The organism is Porphyromonas gingivicanis JCM 15907, from assembly GCF_000614585.1.
Taxonomy (GTDB): Bacteria; Bacteroidota; Bacteroidia; order Bacteroidales; family Porphyromonadaceae; genus Porphyromonas; species Porphyromonas gingivicanis.
In genome coordinates this window covers 1-2401 of the sequence record NZ_BAKX01000019.1, presented here as the reverse complement: position 1 = coordinate 2401, position 2401 = coordinate 1, and the positions used below count along the sequence as shown (strand labels likewise).

Here is a 2401-nt window from a genome sequence, read left to right as displayed (position 1 = left end):
TGATTGTAAGAGCAATCCAGCTTTTCCAACGCTGTATTCTTTGTTACGTCCAACTGTGTCAACTGATTCTTATAGCAATACAGCTGAGTTACATCGCCTTTGAGTGTAATGCACCCGTCAGTAGCTGTCAACTCATACTTGCCTTCTCCCTTATGTGTTGCGCCTTGCACCGTAAAGGAGCCTTCACTCTTAATCGTCAGTTTGATCTCCTCGCCGACCTTCTTGCTGGTCGTCATGGTAATAACATTTTGGGCATACGCTCCCGATAGAGAGAACAGTGCCACGAGGCTATAAATAAGCCCTGGAGTAATTGTTTAGACTTCATAGTTACTATACATTTAATGTTCTAATAATTAAAATTCGCCTCAAAAGGTAGCAAGCGTTAGACCTACTATCCTATTCAGATACAGAGAATATCTAATACTCAAAGATAAATGATTTTATTTGTGTAATTTACAGATTTTGCATTGTTTTTTAACAGGTAAAAATGAAAGAACCCATTGTTTCCCTTGGGGCGAAGTGCTCTCTTATTTATTTTTACGAACGAAAGAACGATTTCTCATGATTGAGAGATCTCTCCCTGCACTTGAGTCGGTATTGCATAGTATTATATCGTTTTGCCACATCGTACAAGTAAATAACTGCATCTACTATAACACTTTTCGCTCTAACCATCGAACGTTTTGGGAGATACCTATATAGTTTTTATCCTATATCATTATAGTTTACATAATTAGAATCCCTCTCCGTGTGTGTTACCCTGCGAAAAGCAAGGAAGATCATATCATGGCAAGGCGCATATTTCTCTCGTAATTGTCAAGTTTGCTACACACATTTCTCTTTTACAGATTCTTGTACCAAGCACAACGTTACTGCCATACAAACATTGACGCTTATCCTTAGAGGAGCTAATCTCTCTGAGGATATTTTTTCTATTTGCGTTGCACTTACTACTGGAAAATACACCTTTGAGGTATTAAAACAAGTGTTCATTGAGGCATTGCAAAAGAAAGAAAGGGAAAGAAGATCGCTCGTTGCCAAGTCGTAACCCCTTTCCCTTTCACAAAAAACTTATTCTTTTGATTTTCTGATAGATATGCTTGTCGGTATATCTTTTGACTGCGTAACGAGTATTTTTCGAGTTTCTCCGTTACTTAGGCGGATGATGTTCACACCTTCTTGCAAATCGCTAAGGAGATGACCATTTATATTGTAGATAGCAACAATTGTAGCTTCCCCCTCGGCAAGCACTTCGTCGATAGCGACATCTTCGCTTCCCTCGTAGGGAGCAAAATTTGTGTCGTTAGCATCTTGCGAACACAGTGATCTCCAGCCTTGTTTGTTTGCAGCTGCCACTTGCTTTTTAGTGCATACATTCCCTTCGTTTGTATAGAAAGTGCTTATCACTACAAATATTCCCTTGTCATCCTCTTGGCTACGGTCGGGGAGCGATGCTATAAGGGCATTCATTTGTTCCCCTTTGATTTGATTGGAAAAACAACCGAGGGCTTTTAAGTTGGTATTTTGGCTCAAATCGAGCTGCGTGAGCTGATTATTGGCACATATAAGAACTTCCAACAGAGGGTTTTTACTCACATCGAGCTCTGTAATCTGGTTACTCTCGAAAATGTGGATAGGCCCCTCTGGCTCTGGTTCTGGTTCTGGCTCTGGCTCTGGTTCTGGCTCTTCGTCTCTCATACCTTTGTGAGAGGGAGAAGCGATAGACATAATATTTCCTCTTTTTAGATCTAATATAGCAGAGCAGTTAAAGAAGTTTATGGGACCATGGAGGCTGATTTTTCCACTCTCGTCATTGATAGTATATTCATAAGGATTCCCGGTCGGTGTTGCTCCGATTATATTGACACCCGTTTCGGGGTTAAAAAATAGTAGGATAGTCTCTCCTTTGTGCTTGGAGGTGGTTAGCGTAATTATGTTATTATCAGTGGGAGGAGTTTCCTCTTTATCGCACTCTATCCATTCTCCATTTTCAAACTTTCGGGCTATCCATCCTTTGTTGCGTACAGCAGTCACTTGTGTGGCAGTACAGAGGTTGTTTTCGTCTCCTTTATGATGGTCTATAACAAAGAACTCCCCTATTCCCGCTTTTCCACCACGATCGGGAAGTGATGTAATAAGCGCATCCATTTGCATATTCTTAATTCGGTTGCGGGAGCAGTTCAGTATAGTGAGGTTTATATTTTGGGTTACATCAAGTTCGGATAGCTGATTGTTGTCGCAGAAGAGTTTCTGCAACTTGGGGCTCTGGCTCACGTTGAGTTCGGATAGCTGATTGTTGGAGCAGCGGAGTTCCTGCAACTTGGAGCTCTGGCTCACGTTGAGTTCGGATAGCTGATTGTCGGAGCAGCGGAGATCCTGCAACTTGGGGGTTCTGGCTCAC

General features: G+C 41.7%; 1 protein-coding gene and 1 pseudogene. Both read right to left on the bottom strand.

The window, feature by feature from the left end:
• Positions 1-284 (bottom strand): annotated as a pseudogene (locus JCM15907_RS09695) (hypothetical protein); the annotation flags it as partial.
• 787 nt (positions 285-1071) lie between these two features.
• Entirely contained in the window at positions 1072-2382 is a 1311-nt protein-coding gene (locus JCM15907_RS09685; RefSeq protein WP_148297521.1) for a leucine-rich repeat domain-containing protein, read from the bottom strand.
• Positions 2383-2401 lie beyond the last annotated feature (19 nt).